Raw genomic sequence first — 3,999 nt, forward strand, 5'->3', positions numbered from 1 at the left:
GACGGTCCGATGAGACAGACGACCTCTTGCTCCTCGACCCGGCAGTCGATGCCGCGCAGCACCTCGTTGGTGCCGAACTTCTTGTGGAGGTCCTTGACGATGATCATGGGTCACACGCCTTCGAGTTGCAGGGCGGAGGGCTTCTCTTCGGGGTCGACGGCGGCCTTGTCCGTCGGGCTGCGCTGCTCGTACCAGCGCCCGAGTCGGGACACGCCGTAGCAGATGACGAAGTAGAACGCCGCGACGACGGAGTAGGTCAGGATCGGGTTGGCCGTGAGGTTGCTCGTAATGGTGCCGGCGTGGGTCAGCTCCACGAAGCCGATCACCGTGACGAGTGACGAGTCCTTGATGAGGGCGATCAGGAAGCCGATCGCCGGTGGGACGACGATCCGCATCGCCTGGGGAAGCACGACATACCGGAGCTTCTTGACGTAGCCGAGCCCGAGCGCGTCCGCCGCCTCCCACTGGCCCCTCGGGACGGCGTTGATGCTGCCCCGGAAGATCTCGGCCAGGTAGACGGACGCGAACACCGTGAGCGCGATGACCGCAGTGGCGAACGCCGAGAGGGACAGGTCCGGGAACAGGAGCGGGATCCCGAAGTACGCGAAGAACACGATGATGAGCAGGGGGATTCCGCGCACGAAGGTCACCAGGGCGGTGGCAACCCACCGGGCGATCCGGCTCGGGCTGGTCGCCGCGAGACCGATGACACCGCCGAGGAGGGTTCCGAGCACCCCGGAGATGGCGCAGAGCGCCAGCGTCCACAGGGCGCCGCGCGCCAGCGCCTCGATGTCCTGCCAGCCGAACGACCTAAGCATGGCGCTTCACCCCCCAGCCGAAGAGTCGGGACTCCGCGATCCGTGAGCCGAGTGCGAACAGGCCGGCGACTACGAAGTAGAGCAGGCCGCCGACGGAGAGGATCTCGAAGGTGCGGTACGTGTGGTTGTTGATGTTGAGGATGGAGTTCATCAGCTCCGGCAGCCCGATGATCGACGCGATCGAGGAGGCGAGGAAGAGCAGGATGAACTGGTTCGTCAGCGCGGGGAAGACGTTGCGGGTCGCCGGCATGAAGATGACGTGGCGGAAGAGGGTCCCTCGCCGCATCCCCAGGGCCTGACCCGCCTCGACGATGCCGGGCGGGACCGACTCGAAGCCGGCGCGGTAGATCTCGGCGGTGTAGGCGGCGTTGTTCAGTGTGAGCGCGACGATGCCCGCCCAGATCGGGTTCAGGTTGATCCCGACGACCGGCAGCCCGAAGTAGATGAGGTAGAGCTGGACCAGCAGGGGGGTGTTGCGGAACACCTCGATGTAGGCCGAGCAGAGCCGCGACAGCCAGGGGCTGCCGCCGCTCTTGCCCAGATAGAGCAGCACCGCGAAGGCGCTGCCGACCACCATGGCGATCACGGTGATGTAGACGCTCGTCCACAGCGCGGAGAGCAGCTGGCCCGCGAAGGGCAGCAGGTCTCCGTAGAAGAAGGTCATGACGGTCCTTCCGTCAGCGTCGGGGACAGGGCCGACGGTCGCGGGCGCCGTGCGTGCTCGAGGCGCCGGCTCTGTCCCTTCCGCGTCCAGTCACTTCAAGAAGTCGGGCATCGGCTGGTGCAGCCACTTCTGGGTCGCGGCCTCGTTCGCACCAGACACGTTGTAGTTGCGGACGAAGTTGTTGAGGTAGTTGAGCCAGATCTGGTCGCTCTGCTGGATACCGATCGCCATCAGCGACGGGTTGAGCACCGGGCCCTGCAGGATCTTGATGCTCGGGTCGGTGCGGACCAGGTCGGGGACGATGACGTTGTTCTCGATGAGCGCGTCGACCTTGCCGCTCTTGAGGGCCTGGACGGAGTCGGCGAAGGTGTTGAACAGCGCCGGGTTGGCCTTGGGCAGCTGGGTCTTGAGGATCTGCTCCCCGATGCTCCCCCGGCTCGCGGAGACGCTCTTGCCGGCCAGGTCTGCGTAGCTCTGGATGCCGCTGTTCTTCGCGACGGCGATGAGCGTGCCGCCCGAGGCGTAGGGGACGGAGAAGGCGACCTGCTGGGCGCGCTCGTTGGTGGCCGTGAAGGACGCGATGATGACGTCGGCCTTGTCGGCCTGCAGCATCGGGATGCGGCTCTCGTTCGTCGCCGGGACGAATTCCACCTTGGCGCCCAACGCCTTGCCGAGCGCATTGGCCAGGTCGATGTCGAAGCCCTCGTAGCTGCCGTCGGACTTGCGGACGCCCCAGGGGGCGGCTTCGGTCTGGACACCCACCCGGAGGGTGTGCGACTTGAGCACCTTGTTCAGGTGGCTGTCGGACGCCGAGCCTGCCGCCGCGCCCTTCTCGGACCCCGAGCTGCTCGTGCAGCCCGCGGTGGTCAGGGCCAGGACGGCGGCCACCGCCGCCCAGATCTTCTTGCGACCAATCATTGTCTATCCCTTCGGATGCCGGTTTGTCTTTGTTGCTCTCATGGATAAAGGACTCACACCTCGGCGGGAGTCATGTGCGGCTCGGTGACGGCGGCCCGGTCCCCGACCTCGCGCCAGCCGGCCCCGTCGGGATAGGACCAGCGCAGCCGCGAGTCGAGGAGCATCTCTGCCCCGTTGCCCGGCAGCTGCGGTGCCGCGTAGCGGCCCCCCGCGATCCGGACCGGCTCGGCGAAGTGCTCGTGCAGGTGATCGACGTACTCGATGAAGCGCCCCTCCTGCGAGGTCGACACGGCCGCGTAGTCGAAGAAGGAGAAGTGCTGCACCAGCTCACACAGCCCGACCCCTCCCGCATGCGGGCAGACCGGCACACCGAACCGGGCGGCCAGCAGCAGGGTGGCGACGTTCTCGTTGACGCCGGCCACCCGGGTGGAGTCGAGCTGCAGGACGTCGATGGCCCCGGCCTGGAGCAGCTGCTTGAACATGATCCGGTTGTGCACCGCCTCGCCGGTCGCGACCCGGGTCGGCGCCACCCCGCGTCGGATGGCTGCGTGACCGAGGATGTCGTCGGTGCTCGTCGGCTCCTCGATCCAGTACGGCTCGAAGTCCGCCAGGGCGCTCACCCACTCGATCGCGTCCGCGACGTCCCACCGCTGGTTGGCGTCGATGGCGACGGGCAGCTGGGGCAGCTCGTGGCGGACGAGGCCGAGGCGGCGGCGGTCGTCCTCGAGGGAGCCCCCGACCTTGAGCTTGACCATGCCGAACCCGTCGGCGACCGCCTCCCGGCTGAGGCGCAGCAGCTTCTCGTCGCTGTAGCCGAGCCAGCCGGGCGATGTCGTGTAGGCGGGGTAGCCGCCCGCCTGCAGCTCGGCGATCCGCTCGGCCTTGCCGCCCTGACCGCGCCGCAGGATGTCGAGGGCCTGGTCCGGGGTGAGGGCATCGGTGATGTGGGTGAAGTCGACGACGTCAACGAGCTCCTCCGGTGCCATCTCGCTGAGCAGCAGCCACAGCGGCTTGCCCTCGCGCCGGGCTCGGATGTCCCAGAGTGCGTTGACCAGCGCTCCACAGGCCATCTGGGAGACGCCCTTCTCCGGGCCGAGCCAGCGCATCTGGGAGTCGTGGACCAGCCGCTTCGAGGCCTCGCCGAGGTTGCCGACGAGCTCGTCGCCGTCGCGGCCGAGCAGAAGCTGCCCGTAGGAGTCGATGGCCTGCGTGACGATCTCGTTGCCGCGGCCGCAGGTGAAGACGAAGGCGTGGCCCTCCTCGCCGGTGTCCAGCGTCACGAGAACGTAGGCGGCGGAGTAGTCCGGGTCGACGTTGACCGCGTCCGATCCGTCAAGGTCCAGGGAGGTGGGAAAGCGGACGTCGCGGCTGACTACTGAGATGACCTTGGACACGGTGCCTATATCTCCTTGAGAAATCCTATAGGAATTGAGATCACCGTATAGTTCGCGTTTGCGGGCCGTCAAGACCCCGCGACTTCCCAATACCTCGGCCGGACCCCGGACCCCGCGCCCCGGCGGGTCGGCTCGAGCCGACACCGCGCGGCCCCGAGGGTGAGCGGCCAGCCGCACGGCCGGCAGGCCGGCGCGGTCGATCGAC

The 3,999-nt window shown here is 67.7% G+C and carries 4 protein-coding genes; all 4 read right to left on the reverse strand.

Annotated elements, in window-relative coordinates:
- Positions 1-110 precede the first annotated feature (110 nt).
- The 4 genes from N864_RS19860 to N864_RS19875 all read right to left on the reverse strand — a co-directional run bounded on the left by N864_RS19860 (position 111) and on the right by N864_RS19875 (position 3,794).
- Positions 111-818: an amino acid ABC transporter permease gene (locus N864_RS19860; RefSeq protein WP_051518842.1), complete on the reverse strand. Its 708-nt coding sequence runs from the start codon at positions 816-818 to the stop codon at positions 111-113.
- Complete coding sequence (locus N864_RS19865; RefSeq protein ID WP_034721435.1) at positions 811-1,482, reverse strand: amino acid ABC transporter permease; 672 nt, start codon at positions 1,480-1,482, stop codon at positions 811-813. Before N864_RS19865 ends, N864_RS19860 begins: the two co-directional genes overlap by 8 nt.
- Before the next feature lie 90 nt (positions 1,483-1,572).
- Positions 1,573-2,400: a transporter substrate-binding domain-containing protein gene (locus N864_RS19870; protein ID WP_034721438.1), complete on the reverse strand. Its 828-nt coding sequence runs from the start codon at positions 2,398-2,400 to the stop codon at positions 1,573-1,575.
- Positions 2,401-2,453: 53 nt separating this feature from the next.
- Entirely contained in the window at positions 2,454-3,794 is a 1,341-nt protein-coding gene (locus N864_RS19875) for an enolase C-terminal domain-like protein (RefSeq protein ID WP_034721441.1), read from the reverse strand.
- Positions 3,795-3,999 lie beyond the last annotated feature (205 nt).

Source organism: Intrasporangium chromatireducens Q5-1, assembly GCF_000576575.1.
GTDB lineage: Bacteria > Actinomycetota > Actinomycetes > Actinomycetales > Dermatophilaceae > Intrasporangium_A > Intrasporangium_A chromatireducens.

Excerpts from the sequence above, each read along its gene's own strand:
- N864_RS19860 (WP_051518842.1), bottom strand. The coding sequence starts at position 818 with ATGCTTAGGTCGTTCGGCTGGCAGGACATCGAGGCGCTGGCGCGCGGC.
- N864_RS19865 (WP_034721435.1), bottom strand. The coding sequence starts at position 1,482 with ATGACCTTCTTCTACGGAGACCTGCTGCCCTTCGCGGGCCAGCTGCTC.
- N864_RS19870 (WP_034721438.1), bottom strand. The coding sequence starts at position 2,400 with ATGATTGGTCGCAAGAAGATCTGGGCGGCGGTGGCCGCCGTCCTGGCC.